Genomic DNA, 19703 nt, shown 5'->3' with positions numbered 1-19703 from the left:
CCGGTCTGCGGGTGGGCCTCGGGATCCCAGGACCAGTGATCGTTGTGGAGGCTGATCGTCAGAACGTCGTCGCGGTCGTAGAAGATCTCCTGGGTGCCGTTGCCGTGGTGGACGTCCCAATCGAGAACGGCGACGCGGTCGACCCCGTCGTCGATCAGCGCCTCCTCGACCGCGACGGCCGCGTTGTTGTAGAAGCAGAACCCGTCGACCTGCGCCGGCTGTGCGTGGTGACCGCTCGGCCGAACGCAGGCGTACGGGACGCGGTCGGGACCGCCTTCGAGGGCGTGACGGACGGACGCGGCGGCCGCGCCGGCGGCGTGGCGGGCGGCGCGTGCCGAGGCCTCGTTCGCCCCCGTTTCGCTGGTGAGTCGACCGCCGCCGGCCTCGCAGAAGGCCTCGAACGCCGAGACGTGTTCCGGCTCGTGGACGCGCTGGAGCTGTTCGTCGGTCGCCGGGGGAGCGGGTCGCCAGGTCACCCGATCGCCGAGTTCGTGGCGCAGAACGTGCTCGACGTTCAGGATCCGTTCGGGTCGATCGGGATGGGGTTCCTCGACGGCGAGACGGCCGGTCCACTCGGCCTCGAACTCGCCGGCCGGCGGCTCGTGCTCCACGAAGCTGTCGTGCCGGAACGCCGTGATCGATCTCACGGGTTGAGTCCGTCGCGATGTGGGAAAGGTGTTTGCCACGGCACGGGCGGTTCCTCGGATCGTTCGAAACGCTCCCGAGAGAGCCGTTATTCGGCGAACCGTCGCTCGAGGAGGGTGACGAGGAGGGACGCGCCGAGCAGCTGGGTCGAGTTCGTCGGGTCGTACGTCGGGGAGACTTCCATCAGATCTACCCCCTGGACGCACTCCCGCGTGCCGAGGATCTCGACGACTCGCAGGGCCTGCCGTGCGCTCAGACCGCCGGGTTCCGGCGTCCCCGTTCCGGGAGCGACCCCGGGGTCGACCGCGTCGATGTCGAACGTCACGTAGACCCCGTCGGTATCCTCGGCGGCGGCGTCGACGGCCGCTCGGACGACCTCTTCGATGCCGCGCTCGCGAACGTCGCGCATCGTATAGCAGGTAAGACCGGTCTCGTCGACGAATTGGAAGAAGTTCGCGCTCTCGTATCCCCGAATCCCAACCTGGCTGACGTGTTCGTAGTTGCTGTACGGCGATTCGGCGACGAGACGAGTGCTGGAGCCGTGGAAGTGTTCGCCGAACTTCGGACTTCGTCCGACGGTGTCGGAGTGCGCGTCGATCTGGACCAGGCCCACCGTCGACGACGAGCTCCCGGCGGCGAATCCGCAGAACGCCGGGTACGTGCAGTAGTGGTCGCCGCCGATCGTCACCGGAAACGCTCGTTCCGCGGCGGCCGCCACGTGAGCGTAGATGCTTTCGGCGGTCTGCCCGCGGTCCATCGGAAACACCGGAACGTCGCCGCAGTCGACGACCGTGAGATCGGAGAAATCGACCGCCGCGCCCGTGTTTACGTTGGTGAGGCCGCCCTTGTAGCCCGAGAGGTACGCCCACCACCCGCTCGCGCGACGGACGGCGTCGGGACCGTAGCGAGCGCCCGGTCGGTTGCTCAGCGCGCCGTCGTACGGCACGCCGAGCACGGCGACGTCCGGGTCGTCGAGGGTTCGGACGTCACCCGGTTCGCCTTTGAGGAAGGTCTTCGGTCCCGAATAGGCCATCTCGACGCTCGCACCGTCGTAACGGTCGTAGAAGTCGCCGATCGACCGCCAGTCTGGATCGGTCATCGTGATCGTCGTGGAATACGCGGTCGGTCGGTCATCGTGATCGTCGTGGAATACGCGGTCGGTCGGTCATCGTGATCGTCGTGGAATACGCGGTCGGTCGGTCATCGTGATCGTCGTGGAATACGCGGTTGGTCATTGTGTTGCGCGCGAGAGCGGCGCTAGGCCGGGCGGTCGGACGGCGCGAGCGAGTCGATCTCGAGGCGCTCGAGCGTTTCCGCCGTCGGGACCCCCTCGTCGGTCCACCCCCGCGCCTCGTAGTAGTCGTCGAGCATCGTCTCGAACTGCGCGTCGTCGATCGCGTTCCCGTCGGCCGGACCGCCCGACTCGAGCGGTCGGGTGAACCGCTCGGGCATCGCGTCGTCCTCCCGGGAGAAGCCCTCGCGGACGTTGAACAACCGCGTCATGTTCCACGCGCGCTCGCCGATCGTGTGGAGTTCCTCGACCGTCAGATCGTAGCCGAGGACGTTCAACCACTCGCAGACGCGCTCGTAGTTGTACGCGGTGAACGAACAGGAGACCATGCTGAAGGTGAGCGCGTTCTCGTCCTGTTCCTCGACGACGGCTGCGGCGTGCCCCGCCGTGTCGTACGGGTCGCGCTCGCCGCCGAAGGCGTCGGAGCCGATCGGCCACGCCCGCTGGTGGCAGCCCCCGCGGTCGGACGTCGCGTAGGCGAGCGCCATCCCGAACGACGCCCTGGGTTCGTACGCCGGGAGTTCCATCCCTTTCACTTCGACGGCGGCCTCCCTCGCGTCGGGATGCCCGTCACAGAGGATCTCGGCGGCACCCGCCGTTCCCTCCGCGAGCGCGTCGCCGATCCCGTCGCGGACGGCGATCCGTCGGACGATCTCGGCGGCCGTCTCCGCGTCGCCCCAGGAGAGGTCGCTCTCGACGAGTCCCCGCTCGGCGACCTCCATCAACCAGGAGAGTACGTTGCCGAGCGAGATGGTGTCCATGCCGAGCGTGTCCGCGAGATTCGCGAGCTCGGTCACCTCGGTCACGTTCGTGATGTCCGTGTTGGCGCCCATCATGCCGATGGTCTCGTACTCGGGACCCCAGTCGACGCTCGCCCCCTTGAACGACCCGTCGACGCCGCTGTCCTCGAAGTCGACGACGTGCCCGCAGGCGACCGGACAGCCGAAACACGAGTCCGTCCCCACGTGACCGGCCGAAAACGCGTCGATGTTGAGATCGTCCGCGTCGTCGATCGTCCCGCGCGTCCAGTTGTGCGACGGGAGGGCGCCGACCTCCTGGGTCCAGTCGACGATGAGCTGGGTGCCGCCGTTTCGGGCCCACGACACCTCCTCGGACGTCCCGAGGCGCTGGGTGTGTTCGACCTTCAGTTCCTGAATGTCGGGGGCCGCAGGCGGCGCGTTGCCCGTGGCCACGACGGCCTTGAGGTTCTTCGAACCCATCACCGCTCCGACGCCGCCCCGGCCGGCGTGGTGGGTCCCCTCGTCGCTCGTGATGGTGGCGAACTTCACCCGGTTTTCGCCCGCCGGACCGATGCAGGCCACCTTCGTGTTCCTGCCCGAGAAGTGGCGCGCGGTCTCTTTCGTGTCCGCTCCCCAGAGATCCGTCGCATCCTCGAGAGCGACCTCGTCCTCGGTGATCCGGAGCGCGACCGGGTCGTCGGCGACCCCTTCGAAGGCGACGGCCAGGAAGTCCGGGAGCGCGTAGCGGACCATGGTCGGGAAGTGTCCCCCCGAGTAGGAGTCGACGAAGGTGCCGGTGAGCGGAGATTTCGTGATCGCCGCGTACCGGGACGTTCCCGGGGCGAACCCGGTGATCGGACCGAACATGAAGTACAGGTTGTTCTCGGGCGAGAGCGGGTCGACCCCGGCGTCGACCTCGTCCAGGAGGAGCGCCGCCCCGAGGCCCTTCCCCGAGACGAACTTGTCGCGATACTCCTTCGAAATTTCTTCGACCTGGATGCTGCGTTCGCTTAAATTCACCCGAAGTAATTTGGTTAACTCCGTCACTTGTTCAGGGCGCTCCGTGATCGACTGAGACATAGTTGAATAGATACTCAGGGATCCCATAAATAGGTATTCCACGGGTGCGTATCGATCCGCAGGCGGCCATCGATTCTCCCTCGTCGGAAACGTGAGGATCGGTGACCGGCGACCCCCGGGTGCGTCTTCGTCCTCGTGACGACGGAGCGACCCGTCGACGACGAGAGCGACCCGCCGACGACGAGAGCGACCCGTCGACACCGAAAGCGATCCGTCGACGACGAGAGCGACCCGCCGACGACGAGAGCGACCCCTCGACAACGAGAGCGACCCCTCGACAACGAGAGCGACCCCTCGACGACGATCGTCTCCTCCCAGCCCGCGCTCGAGGAGAGACGGTTCGTGGACGGAACGATTTTGCGGGAGCGCGGTCATCGAAGGCTATGTCCGAGGATTCCCCACGAATCGTCTCCGACGAAATTCGCTACCAGGGTCTGGCAGTCGACGACCGGGAGTGGATGCTCGAATTTCTGGCCGATCAGGAGTCGGGAGTGCTCGGTCTCGTCGACGAGGGGAGCCCACACCTCGTGACGCAGCTGTTCGTCTACGACGATCGGGACGGTGCCATCTACCTCCACGGGGCCCAGGGCGGTCGATCCTACGATATCGTCGACCGCGAGGGCGAGGTTCCGGCGTGTTTCACCACGAGCCGGATGGGGCGATTCGTCCCGGCGGATCGGCCCGTCGATTTCACCGTCGAGTACGCGAGCGTGGTCGCGTACGGGACCGTCGAAGTATCGAACGACTTCGCCGAGAAACACCGGGTGCTGGGGCGGTTCATGGAGAAGTTCGCCCCGCACCTCTCGCCCGGGAAGGACTACGACGAGATGAGCGACGAATCGATCGACCGGACTGCAGTGTACCGGTTCGGCGTGGATTCCTGGAGCGCGAAGAAGGGAGAGGAGCCCCCGGACCATCCCGACGCCTACGAGCTGGAGTCCGTCCGAGAGTCCGAGTGAGTATCCGAACCTCCATTCGAGGCCGGTCGTGTCACGGTTCGAAGCGTCCGACGGCGTCGAACCCCCGACTCGCACCGATCTCGAGGAAGGCGTTCTACCCGGCGTTCGACGGAATGCAGGGTGACAGCCCGTCGCTTCAGGAGGTGTTCTGGCGCTCGGCGAGCAGCGGCGCGACGTCCGCGAACGCGTCGAGGTGCTCGTCGACGTGCTCGCGCTCGTGCTGGACGCTGATCGTCCACTGTTGGGAGGCGTGGTGGGGATGGGGAATCACGCCCCGGTCGAGCATCTCGAACCAGTAGTTCTCGTGGAAGTCGACGTCGACGTGGCGGTCGAAGTCGCGGTAGTTCGCCAGCTCCTCGTCGGTGAAGACGACGATCCCCTGGGAGTTGACGTGCTCGACGCGGCCGACGAGTCCCGCGTCGGCCATGATCTCCTCGTAGCCGGCGGCGAGGCGTTCGCCCAGCTCGTCGACGTGGGCGTAGGCGTCTTCGGTCAACACCTCGCGGAGCGTGGTCACGAGCGCGCGCAGCGCGAGCGGGTTGCCGTTGTACGTGCCGAAGTGAGCCGCACCGTCCTCGATCTCGCGCATGATCTCCTCGCGCCCGCCGAAGGCGCCGACCGGGTAGTTCCCGCCGATGCTCTTGGCCATCGCCACGAGGTCGGGCTCCACCCCGTAGTACTCGGCGGCCCCGCCGGGTGCGACCTTCACGCCGGTCTTGACCTCGTCGAAGATGTAGGGGACCTGGTACTCGTCGCAAAGTTCGCGCAGCCCCTGCAGGAACTCGCCGTGGGGCTGGGTCATCCCGACGTTCATCACGATCGGTTCGACGACGAGCGCGCCGATCTCGTTGACGTTCTCGCGCATGATCTCCTCGACGGCCTCCAGGTCGTTCCAGGGGGCGACCTCGACGGTGTCCGCGATCGCCGACGGGACGCCGTCGCTCTCGATCACGGTCGCGGGGCGCTTCGGGTGGCCGAGTTTGTGGGACGGAACCGCCTTGCTCACCAACACCGAGTCGTGACAGCCGTGATACGATCCCTCGATCTTGAGCAGCTTGTCTCGGCCGCTGTAGGCCCGAGCGACGCGGATCGCGTGCATCGTCGTCTCGGTCCCGCTGTTCGTGAACCGGACGAGGTCGATCGCGTCCCACCGGTCCGCGATCTCCCTCGCGGCGTCGCCGAGCAACTCGTGGGGGTGCGTGTAGAGCGTCCCCCGTTCGAGCTGGTCGCGGACCGCCTCGGTCACCGCCGGGTGGTTGTGTCCGACCATCCCCGCGCCGTTGTTCAGGTCGTAGTCGAGGTATCGGTTGTCGTCGACGTCGTAGAGGTACGGGCCGTCCGCACGGTCGATGACCATCGGGTACGGCTCGAAGGCGCGATAGGTGCTGGCCACGCCCGCGGGGACGACGCTCCGCAGAGACTCGTACGTCCGCCGGCTCGTCGGAGTCCGTTCGCGGTATCTCGCTTCCGTCTCGTCCCAGAGATCCATAGCGGTGAGAATCGTCCCCGGTCTATTAAATGTTGATGGTGGTTCGAGGACAAGGACCTGTATTAGAACATAATTCTATAGTGACGGAGTTTCGGACCAGTCTCGCCGAACTATTACGAGAGTGCGTCGAACACTTTCGAGGACCGAGCGTCCGGCGTTGACGATTGGGTCTCCGCGTTCACCGACGGCGGAGTCCGCGTGCTCCACGGGGTGGGCGAGCCCCGATACCGGAGTGATGACGGGGCGAGAGGATCGAATCACGAAGATCCCTCCATCGGTTCGACGCTCGGGTCACTCCGTCGAGAAATCGTCCTCGGGACGTCCGCTATGGGCCGGTCTCGGCCGCCGAGGGCGAGATGTACGGGAACGCCCACGACGGGTCGGGGTCGAACCGATCGAGTCGGAACGGCGCGAGCGGGAATCGCGTCTCCTCAGCCGTCACCCGAGCCCGGATCGCCCGACCGATCGCCGGCCCGGCCATGATACCGAAGCCGTGGAGACCCGTCGCGACCACCAGCCCCGCGGGCCCCTCGGCGGGCGCGTCGATTACCGGCAGGTGGTCCGGCGTGGCGGCGTCGCCGGTCGGGCAGGTGCCGTCGCCCACGACGCGCGCATCGGCCAGTTCGGGGAGCCGGGCGGGAACGGTGCCGGCGAGGAGCCGCTGGAAGCCCTCCGTGGTCGCCGAACGGATCGAACCGGGATCGGTCACGTAGTAGGCGCTGCCGCCGACGTGTAGTGATCCGTTGCGCTCGGGACGCCAGTAGAGCCGCGACTCCTGATCCCACGCGATCGGGTAGTCGGCGACGTCGGCGCCGGTGTCGAGGTTCGCCGTCTGGTATCTGAACGGTCGCACCGGCATCTCGACGCCCGCGAGATCCGGGGTGCGCCAGCCCGCCGCGACGACCACCGTCTCGGCGGCGACCTCGCCCTCCGACGTTTCGACCCCGCGGACCCGGCCGTCCGCGACGCGCAGGTCCGTCACCTCGACGCCCGTCCGGACGTCGGCGCCCGCGTCGGCGGCGTCGGCGGCGAGCGAGGTGGCGTACGTGTACGGATCGACCCAGCCCGCATCGTCGATCACCACCGCCCCGGTGTGATCGGCGACGTCGAACACGTCCGGGAAACGGTCCTCGAGCGTCTCGGCGTCGTGAGCGGTCACGTCGAACCCGCGCTCGCGGAATCCGGCGGCCTCCTCTCGCAGTCCGCCAGCGTCGGGGTCGGTCCGAAGCTGGACGAACGGACGCTCGTGAAACGCGAACTCGCCCGTCCCGTCGTACTCCCTGAAGAAGTCGATCGAGTACCGCGCCGCCTTCGGTTGGCCCGGCCAGTCGGCGACGACGGTCACCAGTCCGGACGCGTAGCCGGTGGCGCCGCTCGCGATCTGATCGGATTCCAGCACCGCGACGTCGTGGTCGGGGGCGAGTTCGCGCGCCGCGCTGACCCCCGCCAGACCACCGCCCACGATGAGCACTTCGTAGTCCATGCGAGGATGTGCACGGTGGCAAGCCTGACTCTTACGGTGTGTTACCCAGGGGCGCACCCGACGGGTCGCGCGCGTTCGAATTCCTTCGAAGACGCCGACTGGGGGTCCCGGGTCTGTCACGCCCCGGGTTCGCCACGTCCCGAGTCTGCCACGCCCCGGGTCTGCCACGCCCCGGGTCTGTCACGCGGACGAACCGAGCGCGACGACGGGCCGCGGATCGAGGCAAGGTTTATCGCCACTGCCGCACCTGCGTGGCATATGACAGCAGACAGCATCGCCCGAGCCGTCGAAGAGGAGAACGTCGAGGAGGTCATCGTCGAGTTCCCCGACATAGACGGCGTCGCCCGCTCGAAACGCGTCGACGCCGACTACTTCCTCGAGAAGTTCGAGACGGGCTTCTCGATGAACATGCTCCTGTTGGGCGTCTCCTCGATGACGGACGTCCCCGAGGGGACCGGCCTCGGCGAGTCGCTCAACTTCGCGGACGGGACCCTCTCCCCCGTTCCCGAAACGTTCCGGATCGTGCCGTGGCGCGAGCGCACCGCCCGCGTCCTCTGTACGTACTCGTTCCGCGGCGAGACGGCCGGCGCGTACACCCGCGACCTGCTGGCCCGAATCGTCGACGACGCGCCGGACTTCGATATCGGCGTCGGGGCGGAACTGGAGTTCCACCTGCTCTCCGAGACGGACGGCGGCGTCGAACCGCTGACGGACGGGAGCCACGAGTGCGTCACGCGGGCCACGGAGGCGGCCGACGCGGTCTACGATCGGCTCCGTTCGTGGAGCGACGCGATGGACGTCCCGCTGCAGGTGTTGATGCACGAGTACGGCGCGGGACAGTTCGAGGTGCTCTTCGAACACGGCGGGCCGATGCGGGCCGCGGATCGGGCGTTCACCTTCCGCGAACTCGTCAAGCGGGCCGCCGAGGCGGAGGACCTCACGGGCACGTTCATGGCCGTGCCGTTCACCGGCGCCTCCGCGAACGGCTTCCACCTGCACGTCTCGGCGTTCGACGGCGAGGACAACGCCTTCGCCGACGAAGGCGAACTCTCCGGGACGGGACGGGCGTTCGTCGCCGGCCTCCTCGAACACGCCGACTCGCTGGTCGCCCTCGGCTGTCCGACCATCAACTCGTTCAAGCGGTTCGCTCCGGGAAGCTTCTCGCCGTACACGAGGTCGTGGGGCTACAACAACCGCACGGCGGCCGTCCGCGTCCCCGAATCCGGTCCGCTCCGGATCGAAAATCGCATCCCCGGGGCCGACGCCAACCCGTACCTCGTCGTCGCGGCGACGCTCGCCGCGGGATTTCACGGCGTCCGCGAGAACCTCGAACCGGGCGAACCCGTCGACGGTGACGCGGCGGGTCAGCGCCCGCCGCTCGAAGATTCGCCGGAGGTGGCCCTCCGGGCGCTGGAGAACGACGACGTCCTGACGGCGGCCCTCGGCGAGGAGTTCGTCCGGGCGTACACCGCGGTCAAACGCCACGAGCGCCGGGAGTTCAACGACCACGTCACCGACTGGGAACGGCGCTACCTCGGCATCATCTGACACCGGGGGATTTGGGATCCGCTGGCGTCGGCGGTACCTCGACATCCGCTGGCGTCGGCGGTACCTCGGCGTCCGCTGGCGTCGGCGGTACCTCGGCGTCCGCCGATCCCGGGAGGCACGTGAACGTACGACATACACAAGTACCGGGCTGCGCTCGGTTAGGGCATGGCTGCTGAACGACGGGACGTGGTCGTGGTCGGCGGCGGCGTCATCGGCTGTGGGGCCGCACGGTGGCTCGCACCCGACAACGACGTCTTGCTCCTCGAAGGCGACCAACTCGCCGGCGACGCGTCCGGAAAGGCGTCGGGAATGGTGACCAACGGGGCGTCCTTCCGGGCGCACCCCGAATTCGCGCGCGCGGCCGCGAACTTCTTCCCCGAATTCGACGGCACCGGTTCGTTCTCGTTCACCGAACGCGAGAGCGTGGGTCTCGTCGCCGAGGGCGACGGCGACTGGGCGCGCGCCGAGGCGGAACGGATGCGCGCGGCCGACTTCGACGTCGAGTTCGTCGACGCGCCGACGCTCGAGGATCGCTATCCCGACGCGTTCGACCTCGACGGCTACGATGGTGCGCTCGTCTACCACGACACCGGGTGGGTCGACCCCTACACGTACACGGTGACGCTCGCGGACGCCGCGAGAGACCGCGGGGCCGACGTCCGAACCGGCGACCGGGTCGCAGAGCTCCTCGTCGAAGACGGCGCGGTGGTCGGCGTCGAGTCGAGCGAGGGGACGGTGCGCGCCGACGCGGTCGTCGTCGCCGCGGGATGGCGGTCCCGCGAGCTGTGCCTGCCCCACCTGGAGCTCCCGGTCAGACCGTTCCGGTGGCAGGCGGCGACGCTCGATCCCGAACGGGAGCTTCCGGACTGGTACCCGATGGGGTGGGACCCGACGATCGACCGATACTGGCGACCGGAACACAACGGCTCGATACACGTCGGCGGTGACGAAGTCGTCGTGAGGGACCCGGGATCGCGTCGCTCGACGGTGTCGACGGACTTCAAACTCCGGCTGGCGACGGAGATGCCCGACCGGCTCCGCCACCTCGAGGACGCGACGTTCGTCCGCGGCGACACCTGCACGACCGGCGACGCCGCGACGCCGGACACGTACCCCATCGTCGACGCCCCCGACGACGGCCCGGACAACCTCGTCGTGGCGACCGGGTTCCAGATCGGCGGCGTCATGTCCTCGCCCGCCGTCGCCGAGGCGGTTCGGTCGCTGGTGACCCGTGCGGAGCCGGACGTTTCGCTCGACCCGTTCCGTCTGGACCGCTTCGACACGCGAAGTGCGGACTTCCCGTTCGTGCGCCACATGGCGGAGACGGAGATAACCGAGTCCCGAATCGACGCCCGCGCATCGCGGAACGAAGCCGACTGAGGCGTCCACGTCGGCGATCGCCCGGGGATCCGAGCCAGGGCGCCGACGAGGGGCCCCGGACGCCCCGCTCGCTTCGTTCCGTCGGCGCTATTCGCGCATCGCCCCGCTTTCCTCGGTCCGTCGGCGCTATTCGCGCATCGCCCCGCCGCCGATCGGCTGGAACTCGAAGTCTACGCCCCGAGAGCCGAATCTGTTCAGAGCGATCCCGTCGAGCGAGAACGGCGCACGCTCGCCGGTGATTAGCGAACGCACCGCCGTCCCGGTGATCGGTGAGAACATCATTCCCAGACCGTGAAAGCCCGTGGCGATCACGAGTCCGTCCGGTGCGTCGGCGGGGGCGTCGACGATTCCGACCGCATCGGGCGTGGCGCCGTCGATACACGCCCAGCTGTCGACGATTCCCGCCGTCTCGAAGTCCGCCAGACAGTTCGGGAGCGTCTCGGCGACGAGATCGACGTACCACTCGTCGACGTCCTGGCTGGTCGACTGCGGTTCGTCGAGCGTGTACTCGCCCCCGCCCACGTGGATGTGTCCCGCCGCGTCGGGCCGCCAGTACAGGTCGGTGCGTGCGTCCCACGCCATCGGATACTCGTCGCCCAACGCTCTGCCGGGATCGAGCGTCACGATCTGAATGCGGAACGGTCGGACGGGAATTTCGATCACGTCCGCGAGCAGCTCCCGGGTTCGCCACCCTGCCGCGCAGACGACGTGATCCGCCTCGACGCGTCCGGATCGCGTTTCGACGCCCACCACGGCGCCATCGTCGACGGTCACCTCCTCGACGTGGACACCCGTTCGAAACTCCGCGCCCCGAGACTCGGCCTCCTGCTCGAGCGTGGTGGTATAGGTGTACGGATCCACCCATCCCACGTCTTCGTAGATGACGGCGCCGGCGAACGAGTCCGTCGAAAACGTCTCGGGATAGCGTGCGTCGAGTCCGTCCGGCTCGAGGTAGGTTATCCCGAGGCCGTCCTCCCGAAGGCGGGCCACGTACTCGCGAGCGCCGTCCGCCTGGTCGGGCGGAACGAGTTCGACGCCCGGACGCTCGAAGAACTCGAACTCGCCGGTTCCGTCGAGTTCGCGGACGTAGTCGTTCACGTGAGCGGCCATCTCCGGAACGTCGAGCGTCTCCGCCCGGGGGACGAGCACGTCGGTGGTGACGGTGATGAGCCCGGACGACCGACCCGTCGTTTCCCCCGCTACCGGCCCCTCGTCGACGACGATGACGTCGTGGTCTGGCGCGAGTTCGTAGGCACTGACGCAGCCAGCGACACCCGCACCGACGACAACGACGTCGTGCGCGGCCATACCACGGCAGATCATCCGAAGGGATATATTCTTGTGGTCGCGTTCGGTCCCGACGGCGATTCGCGTCGTCGCGATTCCTCCGAGCGCCAGCCGTTGCCAGGCGAAGGTCCACACCCGGAAGAGTTGGACGGGAAGCTCCCGGTGGTAGTCAGGACCACCACGAGGGCCGTGCTGCTATCACCCGAACCGGTGAGTGGACTTCGCTTCCAGCCGGGAGCGTACGAAACGCCGGGGAGCGCGAGTAACCACGGGTCCCGTTCCGGACGGCGTCGTCCAGATCAGCTGATTTCGGTTGACCGCGAACGCGCGGCGCCCCACCGGGGTACGTCCCCGATGCGGGTCGGGCGAACCCGATCAGCGGTCCGGCCAGCGCTCGATGTAGATCGTCTCGTCGGTGTAGAATCGGATCGCGTCGTCGCCCTGCGCGTGGAGGTCGCCGAAGAACGAGTCCTTCCGGCCGCCGAAGTGGAAGAACGCCATCGGCGCGGCCGTCCCGACGTTGACCCCGAGGTTGCCCACGTCGGCGTCGTGTCGGACCGCGCGCGCGTCCGCGCCCTCGCCCGTGAACAGGCTCGCGGCGTTGCCGAATCGCGTCCCGTTGAGGAGCTCGACGGCTTCGTCGAGGTCGCTCGCGGCGGCCAGTCCGAGCACCGGCCCGAAGATCTCCTCCTGGGCGATCGTCATCTCACCGTCGACGTCCCCGAACACGCAGGGCCCGAGGAAATTGCCGTCCTCGTGGCCCTCGACGGCGACGTCTCGGCCGTCGTACAGCAGCGTCGCGCCCTCCTCGAGGCCCGTTTCGACGAACTCGCGGACCCGCCGCTCGTGTTCCGGCGTGATCAGCGCGCCGATGTCGACCCCCTCGTCGAGACCGTAGCCGACGGTCTGGTTCGCGGCGTGTTCGACGACCAGGTCGGCGAACTCGTCGTACACCGACTCCTCGACGACCGCGACGTCGTTGGCGAGACAGCGCTCGCCCCCGCAGGCGAACGACGACGAGACCGTCTTCTCGGCGGCGAACTCGAGATCCGCCGTTTCCGTCACGATCACGTAGTTCTTCGCGCCACCCTGGGCCTGAACGCGCTTGCCGTGCTCTGCCGCCTTCGCGTAAACGTGGCGAGCGACCGGCGTGCTGCCCACGAACGAGATTCCCGCGATCCCCTCGTGCTCGAGCAACGCGTTCACCGTGTCGGCGCCGCCGTGGAGCAGCTGGACGACCCCGTCCGGAACGCCGGCCTCCTCGACCAGTTCGACGAGCCGCTGGGGGACCAGCGGATCGCGCTCGCTGGGCTTGAGGACGAACGCGTTGCCGGTGGCGACCGCGTAGGGGAGGAACCAGAGCGGAATCATGCCCGGGAAATTGAACGGCGTGACCGCCGCGAAGACGCCGAGGGGCTGGCGGATCGCGCTCTCGTCGATCCCCGGGGCGGCATTCGGGAGCGTGCCGGCCTGCATCGTCGTCGGCATTCCGCACGCCACCTCGACGTTCTCGATCCCGCGGCGGAGCTCGCCGCGGGCTTCCGCGAGCGTCTTGCCGTGATCCCGGACGAGCAGCTCCGCGAGCTCCGCCTGGTGGTCCTCGAGGAGCGACTTCAGTTCGAACAGCGGCTGGATGCGCTCCTCGACCGGCCGACGCGACCAGTCGTCGAACGCTTCCAGACCGGCCTCGACGGCGCGGTCGACGTCGTCCGCTCCGCTGAACGTGACTCGCGCGAGCCGCTCGCCCGTCGCGGGGTTGACCACGTCTCGACCGTCGTCGGCCGTCGGCTCGCGCCACTCACCGCCGACGTAGTTTCGAATCTCGAGCTCGGAAACCGGCGATCGCGTATCCATACGATCGGAAACGCGGGACGTGCGAATAAAGATTCTGATCGGGCGAGATAATTAGATTTGCTCCAGGCATTCGAGAACGTAGTTCTCAAAGTCCCCTATTAATTCGAATTTAGTTGTAATAGAGGGGCGGCAGAACGTCGGCTCGATCGGCTCCCGAACGTGATAGCGAACGGATCGGCGATCGATGCAAATATTTACACAACGTCCGAACGAAGCGGCGATTATGGAACTGAATTCGAAAATGTCGGAGTTCGACGAACCTGATTTACAGATTCTCCAGCAGCTCGAGGCCGAGGAGGAACTCAATCTGTCGGAGCTCTCCGATGAGATCGGACTGTCGAAATCGGCGATCCACTACCGGCTCAACAAGCTCAAGGAAAACGGGGTCGTCACCGGCATGTCGGCCCAGCTCGATCCGCTCGCGTTCGGGCTGGAGATGATGATGATCACGGACGTGATGGTGACCCACGAGACCGGCTACGCGGAGGACATCGGCGAGCAACTGACCGAAATCGGCGGGGTCAACCAGGTCTATTACACGATGGGCGACGTCGACTTCGTGGTCATCTCGCGGGTGCAAAATCGAGAGCAGATGAACGATCTGGTCGACGAGATGATCGCCATCGACGGCGTCAACGAGACCTCCTCGAAGTTCGTGATGGACGAGTTCAAGACGGACAGTCGGGTGCTCACCAACATGTCCGAGGAGATGGTCGAGAACGTCGCGCAAACGGACGGGGCGTCGTCCGAGTGAGCCGGCGGACGTCCCTCGCGGGACGAGTAGTCGGGACGGTCGAACGAAATCGCTGATCTGCCCGAGCGATCAGAAAACGCTGACCTACCCGAGCGATCAGAAAACGCTGACCTACCCGAGCGATCAGAAAACGCTGACCTACCCGAGCGATCAGTAAGCGCTGACCTGCGCAAACGACCGGAAAAACGCTCGCCTGTCCGAGCGACCGGGGGCCGTCGGCTGGGCTCCGCGGAGCGTTTCGGGCGCCGTCCGCCGCCGGGAAACGTTCGCCGTTCGGGGCGTCCCGGATACCCGTTTCTGGACCGAGCGAACGCTATCGACCGGCCGACGGTCCCGAACCGATCGGTAGTTTTGTATTGGTGCTTGCTATCTCCCCGCACGAAATGGAGTACGGTCCGCTGTTCGACCCGATCGACGTCGGCGGCGTTACGCTGCGCAACCGGATCATGACGTCCGGCCACCAGACGACGCTCGTCGAGGACCACCTGCCGACGGACGCCTTCGACGGCTACCACCTCGCACGGGCCAGGGGTGGAGCCGGGCTGATCGTCCTCGAAGCGCACGCGGTGGACGAGAGCGGCCTCCTGACGTCGCACACGATCGACGCGAGTTCCGACCGGTTCGTCGACCGCTACGAGCCGTTCGCCGAGTCGATCCGCGAGGAGGGCGCCGCGTTGTTCGCGCAGCTGTTTCACGGGGGCCGGGAGCGCTACGCGAGCGGCTACGCCCCACCCGCGCCCGCGCCCTCGCCCATCCCGACCGATCGGCTCCACGTCGTCCCGCGACCGCTTCTCACCGAAGAGGTGTACGACCTGATCGACGCGTTCGCGGCGGCCGCCGAGCGGATGGACGCGGCCGGGCTCGACGGCGTCGAGATCGTCGGCTCGCACGGATACCTCCCCGCGCAGTTCTGGAGCCACCGGGCCAACGAGCGCGGCGACGAGTTCGGCGGCGATCTCGAGGGGAGATGCCGGTTCACCGTCGAGATCGTCGAGCGCATCCGCGAGCGAACCGCCGACGAATTCGTGGTGGGCGTCCGACTGAGCGCCGAGGAGCGTCACCGACGCGGGCTGTCGCTCGAGGAGACGCTGCCGATCGTCGAACGCGTCGACGGCGCGTGCGAGGTCGACTACTGGAGCGTCGTCGTGGGAAGTTCGAGCACGCACCGGAGCTGTCGGTACATCGTCCCGCCGGCAGCCGAGGATCACGCGATCACCCGCGGACCGGCCGAGGCGATCGGTCGACTCGTCGACGAGCCGGTGATGGTCACCTCGCGCATCGACGCGCCGGAGAAAGCCGTCGAACTGCTCGGGAACGGCGTCGCGGACGTCGTCGGCATGACCCGCGCGCTCATCGCCGATCCGGCCCTCCCGCGGAAGGTGCGCGAGGGTGAGCGAACGACGATCACGCCGTGCGTCGCGTGCAATCAGGGCTGCATCGGGCGGTACCAGGAGGGCCTGCCGATCCGGTGTACGGTCAACCCGAGAACGGGACGGGAGACGGAGTGGACCGCTCAACCGGACCCCGCGCGCGGGGCCGACGACGGCGACCGCGTGCTGATCGTCGGCGGCGGTCCCGCGGGCATGACGTGCGCGGCGACGGCCGCCGAGCGCGGCCACGACGTGACCCTGTTCGAACGAGCGAGCGAACTCGGCGGACAGGTTCGAACGTACGCGGACCTCGCCCACCGCGGCGCGTTCGATCGGTGGATCGACGCCCTCGAGCGGCGGCTTCGTGACGCGGGCGTCGAGGTGCGTCTGAACGAACCGTTCGATCACGAGACCGTCGAGCCGGCCGGCGTCGGGGCGGTGGTGCTGGCGACCGGCGCGACGGCTCGGATCCCCGACGTCGAGATCGACGACGCGGCCCGCGTCTTCACGCCGGCCGACATCCTCGCGGATCCGGAGCGAGTGCGCGGAGCGTCGGTTATCGTCTCCGATTGGGACGGCAACTGGGCGTCCCTCGACGTCGCGACGGCGTGCTCGCGGACGGCCGCCGAGGTGGAGCTCGTCTCCGAAACGTACGCGGCGGGGGAGAACGTCCAGCAGTACCGACGGAACGAACTGCTCGGCAGACTCCAGGCGCGGGACGTGTCGCTCACCGGCGGCTATCGGGTCGTCGAGGTCGCCGACGGGGGAGCGATCCTGGAGAGCGTGTACACCGAACGCCGGGAGCCGCGACGAGCGGTCGACGCGGTGGTCTTCTCCCACGGCGGCGAGGCCGACCACGAGCCGTACGAAACGCTGTGCGACCGCATCGGGGATACCGTCGCGGTCCGCCGCGTGGGCGACTGCTGGGCGCCGCGGTCGCTCGACGAGGCCGTTCGTGAAGGGTTCGAGATCGGGGCGGGACTGTAGCGGCGGGGAGGCTAGTACCGCTGCAGCCGCGTCGCGAGCGCCGCGATGGCGATGCTGATCGCCAGCACGACGACGCTGATCGCGTACACCTCCGGTTCGATGTCGGCTCGGACCATTCCCCAGATCCGGACGGGGAGGGGAATGTCGCCGCCCCCGCTGACGAAGAAGGAGATGAGGAATTCGTCGAACGAGAGCGTAAAGGAGAACAGCGCCGCCGCGAGCACGTTCGGCATCAGCGCCGGCAACGTGACCTCCCGGAACGTCGTGATCGGATCCGCGCCGAGGTCCATCGCCGCCTCCTCCAGCGAGCGGTCGAGGCCCAGCACGCCCGCCGCGACGACCAGCGTCGCGAACGGGAACGTGTACATGACGTGCCCGACGACGATCGGGAGGAATCCGCGGCCGACCCCGATCTCGGTGAAGAAGACGAACAGACCGATTCCGTAGATGATGATCGGCAGGGTCAGGGGGACGAAGATGAGGTACGTCGCGATCGGTCCCTTTCGCCGGGGCCACTCGAACCGCGTGAGACCGAAGGCCGCGACGACCGCCAGCACCGTGGAGACGATCATGACGATGATCCCGATCTGGACGCTCAAGAGCAGGGACCCGATGAGGTCGCTCCGTCCGGCCATGTTCCGGTACCATTCGGTGGTGAACTCGTACCGGAGACCGTACCGACCGGCGTCGAGGGACACGAGCACGATGACGATTATCGGGCCGTAGAGGAACAGGTACGTGAGCGCCGTCGCGGCTCGCAGTCCGACTCCCGATCGGTCCTCGCTCGATGGCAGCCGATCGCGGAGTCCGTCGGAGACGCTCACAGGCCACCTCCGCCGAGCCCGCGGGACTTCTTCAGGTCGGCGCCGTACCGCTTGGCGATCCAGAGACTGGCCAGGATGACCGCGACGAGGATGACCGACAGCGCGGCCCCGAAGTTCCAGTTGAACGCCGTCCGGAACTGGGTCGCGATCACCTGCGCGTACATCCGCCCGCTCGTCCCGCCGAGCAGCGCCGGGGTGACGTACGCCGCGGCGCACTTGATGAACACGAAGATGCCGCCGGCGAGCGCGCCGGGGAGCGTGAGCGGGAAGATGACCTCCCGGAACACCCGCCAGCGGGAGGCGCCCAGGTCGCGCGCGGCCTCGATCAGCGACCGATCGAGCCCGTCCATGCTCGCGTACAGCGGGAGGATGGTGAACGGAACGAAGACGTAGACGAGACCGATGATCGTCCCCCAGTAGCTGTTGAGCAGCGGGAGCGCCGGTAATCCCACGGCGGTCAGCGCGGAGTTGATGAATCCGTTACCGGAGAGGATCGGGATCCAGGCGTACGTCCGGATCAGGTACGACGTCCAGAACGGGATGATGACCAACAGCACGAGCGTGACCTTCCATCGTTCCGGAGCCACCTGGCCGAGGTAGTAGGTGATCGGGTACGAGATCGTCAGCGAGAGCACCGTCACCACGACCGCGATGCCGAGCGACCTGGTGAGTAACCTGATGTACGGGAGGTCGCCCCAACTCAGCGAGAGCACCGCAGAGAGGTCGGCGAACCGCCTGAAGTGTTCGAGCGAGAGCGCCGTCTCGAAGGCGTCGCCGCTGAAGACGCTGTAGATCAGCAGCAACAGGACGGGGATCGTGTAACAGAGCGTGAGCAACAGCAGGATGGGGCCCAGGCTGAGCGACCCCTTGAACACCTCGCTCTCGCTCCACGCGAGGAACCTGTCGCGGAAGCCACCCGGCGTGGTCTCGGGTTCCCGACTCAGCGGTTCGGTCGCGACGTCATCCGGTGAGGACATCGGTGTACTCCTCGCTCCAGTTGATCGTGGCCGAACTCCCCGGCGTCGGCAGGTCGATCGAGTCGACGATCTGGCGTTCGAGAACGAGCCGGGTTCCGTCGACGTTCACGTGTACCTTCGCGATGTTTCCCTGGTAGATGACCTCCTCGACCTCGCCCGTCAGCGTCACCGCGTCGGGATCGCCACCGTCTCCGAGGTGGATCTTTTCGGGTCGAATCGAGACGGACACGGCGTCGCCGTCGGCGGCCGAGGGAATCGGTTCGATCGGCAGTTCGACGGTCCCGCAGCGAACGGTGGCGCCCTCGCCGTTCCGAGCGTACGTCCCGTCGAGCAGGTTCGTGTCCCCGATGAAGTCGGCGACGAACCGCGTCTCCGGTTGCTCGTAGATCGCCGTCGGGGTACCCCGTTGTTCTATTCGACCCTCGTTGAGAACGACGATCTCGTCGCTCATCGTGAGCGCCTCCTCCTGATCGTGAGTGACGTAGATGAACGTTATCCCGAGATCTTCTTGGAGATTTTTCAATTCAACCTGCATATTCTTTCGGAGTTTGAGGTCGAGTGCACCCAGCGGTTCGTCGAGCAGAAGCACCTCCGGTTCCGTTATCAGCGCGCGAGCGAGGGCGATGCGCTGTTGCTGGCCGCCGGAGAGTTCGTCGACGCCCCGGTCCTCGGTGTCCGGGAGCTCGACCAGTTCGAGCATCCGGCCGACCCGATCTCGTCGCTCCTCCTTCGGAACGTCTCGCATCTTCAACCCGAATCCCACGTTCTCGCCGACGGTCTTGTGGGGAAAGAGCGCGTAGTTCTGAAACACCATGCTCGTCGGTCGATCGTAGGGCTCCACCCCGGTCAGGTCGCGGTCCCCGAGGACGATCCGTCCCTCCGTCGGCGTCTCGAAGCCGGCGATCATCCGCAGCGTCGTCGTCTTTCCGCAGCCGGACGGGCCGAGCAGCGTGAGAAACTTTCCTTCCTCGACGGTGAAGTTCACGTCCTCGACGGCGCGAACGTCGCCGAAGTCCTTCGTCACTCCGTCAACTC

The 19703-nt window shown here is 67.3% G+C and carries 14 protein-coding genes and 1 pseudogene; 5 read left to right on the top strand and 10 right to left on the bottom strand.

The features are described from left to right. From QZT59_RS02230 to QZT59_RS02220, 3 genes and pseudogenes are all read right to left on the bottom strand, one after another. Positions 1–647 (bottom strand): annotated as a pseudogene (locus QZT59_RS02230) (class II histone deacetylase); the annotation flags it as partial. Positions 648–733: 86 nt separating this feature from the next. Beyond that, the gene (locus QZT59_RS02225; RefSeq protein WP_290810732.1) at positions 734–1744 is read right to left on the bottom strand and encodes an agmatinase family protein; all 1011 of its coding nucleotides are present in this window, start codon (positions 1742–1744) and stop codon (positions 734–736) included. Positions 1745–1902: 158 nt separating this feature from the next. After that, positions 1903–3756 (bottom strand): aldehyde ferredoxin oxidoreductase family protein, encoded by a 1854-nt coding sequence (locus QZT59_RS02220; protein WP_290810728.1) that lies wholly within the window; start codon positions 3754–3756, stop codon positions 1903–1905. A 383-nt stretch (positions 3757–4139) separates the two neighbouring features. Between QZT59_RS02220 and QZT59_RS02215 the strand changes: the two genes are divergently transcribed. Next, the gene (locus QZT59_RS02215; protein WP_290810726.1) at positions 4140–4715 is read left to right on the top strand and encodes a pyridoxamine 5'-phosphate oxidase family protein; all 576 of its coding nucleotides are present in this window, start codon (positions 4140–4142) and stop codon (positions 4713–4715) included. Between the two features lie 136 nt (positions 4716–4851). On the opposite strand, the gene QZT59_RS02210 is transcribed toward QZT59_RS02215, so the two are convergent. Together QZT59_RS02210 and QZT59_RS02205 are read right to left on the bottom strand one after the other, a co-directional pair. Continuing rightward, positions 4852–6204: an aspartate aminotransferase family protein gene (locus QZT59_RS02210; RefSeq protein ID WP_290810723.1), complete on the bottom strand. Its 1353-nt coding sequence runs from the start codon at positions 6202–6204 to the stop codon at positions 4852–4854. Positions 6205–6529: 325 nt separating this feature from the next. Continuing rightward, positions 6530–7687 carry an FAD-binding oxidoreductase gene (locus tag QZT59_RS02205; protein ID WP_290810720.1) on the bottom strand — a complete coding sequence of 386 codons (1158 nt, stop codon included), beginning with the start codon at positions 7685–7687 and terminating at the stop codon, positions 6530–6532. Between the two features lie 258 nt (positions 7688–7945). Here QZT59_RS02205 and QZT59_RS02200 point away from each other — a divergent pair, with 258 nt between their 5' ends. Both QZT59_RS02200 and QZT59_RS02195 read left to right on the top strand, forming a co-directional pair. Further along, positions 7946–9235 carry a glutamine synthetase family protein gene (locus tag QZT59_RS02200; protein WP_290810718.1) on the top strand — a complete coding sequence of 430 codons (1290 nt, stop codon included), beginning with the start codon at positions 7946–7948 and terminating at the stop codon, positions 9233–9235. Between the two features lie 165 nt (positions 9236–9400). Continuing rightward, complete coding sequence (locus QZT59_RS02195) at positions 9401–10615, top strand: FAD-binding oxidoreductase (RefSeq protein ID WP_290810715.1); 1215 nt, start codon at positions 9401–9403, stop codon at positions 10613–10615. A 126-nt stretch (positions 10616–10741) separates the two neighbouring features. Here the strand turns inward: QZT59_RS02195 and QZT59_RS02190 are convergent, their stop codons facing one another. Then, positions 10742–11923 carry an FAD-binding oxidoreductase gene (locus tag QZT59_RS02190; protein WP_290810713.1) on the bottom strand — a complete coding sequence of 394 codons (1182 nt, stop codon included), beginning with the start codon at positions 11921–11923 and terminating at the stop codon, positions 10742–10744. Positions 11924–12277: 354 nt separating this feature from the next. After that, positions 12278–13756 carry a CoA-acylating methylmalonate-semialdehyde dehydrogenase gene (locus tag QZT59_RS02185; RefSeq protein ID WP_290810710.1) on the bottom strand — a complete coding sequence of 493 codons (1479 nt, stop codon included), beginning with the start codon at positions 13754–13756 and terminating at the stop codon, positions 12278–12280. 223 nt (positions 13757–13979) lie between these two features. On the opposite strand from QZT59_RS02185, the gene QZT59_RS02180 reads away from it, so the two are divergent. Together QZT59_RS02180 and QZT59_RS02175 are read left to right on the top strand one after the other, a co-directional pair. Next, positions 13980–14510, top strand: a complete 531-nt coding sequence (locus QZT59_RS02180) for an Lrp/AsnC family transcriptional regulator (RefSeq protein ID WP_290810708.1) — start codon at positions 13980–13982, stop codon at positions 14508–14510. Between the two features lie 383 nt (positions 14511–14893). Continuing rightward, a complete protein-coding gene (locus tag QZT59_RS02175; protein ID WP_290810705.1) occupies positions 14894–16867 on the top strand; it encodes an FAD-dependent oxidoreductase in 1974 nt (657 codons plus the stop codon). An 11-nt stretch (positions 16868–16878) separates the two neighbouring features. Here the strand turns inward: QZT59_RS02175 and QZT59_RS02170 are convergent, their stop codons facing one another. The 3 genes from QZT59_RS02170 to QZT59_RS02160 are packed head-to-tail and all read right to left on the bottom strand — an operon-like array spanning position 16879 to position 19692. After that, complete coding sequence (locus QZT59_RS02170; protein WP_290810702.1) at positions 16879–17691, bottom strand: ABC transporter permease; 813 nt, start codon at positions 17689–17691, stop codon at positions 16879–16881. Continuing rightward, positions 17688–18668, bottom strand: a complete 981-nt coding sequence (locus QZT59_RS02165) for an ABC transporter permease (protein WP_290810699.1) — start codon at positions 18666–18668, stop codon at positions 17688–17690. Before QZT59_RS02165 ends, QZT59_RS02170 begins: the two co-directional genes overlap by 4 nt. Beyond that, complete coding sequence (locus QZT59_RS02160; protein WP_290810696.1) at positions 18652–19692, bottom strand: ABC transporter ATP-binding protein; 1041 nt, start codon at positions 19690–19692, stop codon at positions 18652–18654. Before QZT59_RS02160 ends, QZT59_RS02165 begins: the two co-directional genes overlap by 17 nt. Between the last annotated feature and the right edge of the window lie 11 nt (positions 19693–19703).

The organism is Halovivax sp. (assembly GCA_007119345.1).
GTDB lineage: Archaea > Halobacteriota > Halobacteria > Halobacteriales > Natrialbaceae > Halovivax.
This window is presented reverse-complemented; position numbering and strand designations above follow the sequence as displayed.